Annotated in this window: 1 pseudogene; it reads left to right on the plus strand. The window is 53.4% G+C overall.

The window, feature by feature from the left end:
- Nucleotides 1–691, plus strand: a pseudogene (locus JZX87_RS31050) (hypothetical protein); the annotation flags it as partial.
- Nucleotides 692–711: the final 20 nt, after the last annotated feature.

Raw genomic sequence — 711 nt, forward strand, 5'->3', positions numbered from 1 at the left:
CTCATCGCTATTGGCGCTGCCCTTGGTGGGATGTCAATCTGGTGAAAAGGCCAAAGTTCGATATCGTGTGATTGCTTGGTTTGACGTTGATGGCAGATCGTTGCACGCATCTACCGTGATGGAAATCCACTATGCGCGAGTGACCAATAGTCTGACCGGCAGCGGCGGTGCCACACGCCTATACGGCGAAGCACTCATTGCGGATATACCCGGAAAAGGCACTGTCTACCTTCTACCTGTAGAGCATGAGAAGGGCGGCACGTTAGCGCGGTTCTGGGAAACAGCAATTCTTCTAACCCTCGGCACGAAGAGTAGCATCGGAACGCTCAAGGCCGAAGACTTCGAACTGTTGAAAAACGCTTCGGGTCAGATGAAGGTAAAGGCCTTCCGGAGCGACGAATATCCGGCCTTTGTTGCCTTCTTGGACGAGAGCCAGCCAAAGACGATATTCGAGATCAAACCCGGGCAAATCGGCAAGGTCTTTCCCGGAGTGCGCTTCGTTGGTCTCGATATCCAAATTACTGACGCTCCGGTCTCAGAAGCGCTACGCGACAGACTTCCTTGGCTGAACTCTCCTGTCAGGCAAGAAGTGTTCGAACGTGATCCCCCCGGCAAGCAAAGGCCGTACCAAGACAAGCCGATCGGCTTCAAAATCACCAAGGCTCATTTCTTTGCAGATGGAAGTAGATAGCGAACGTCCGCTGTTGGCGC

The sequence above is a fragment of the Agrobacterium sp. Ap1 genome, assembly GCF_017313375.1.
In the GTDB taxonomy this organism is placed as follows: Bacteria; Pseudomonadota; Alphaproteobacteria; order Rhizobiales; family Rhizobiaceae; genus Neorhizobium; species Neorhizobium cellulosilyticum.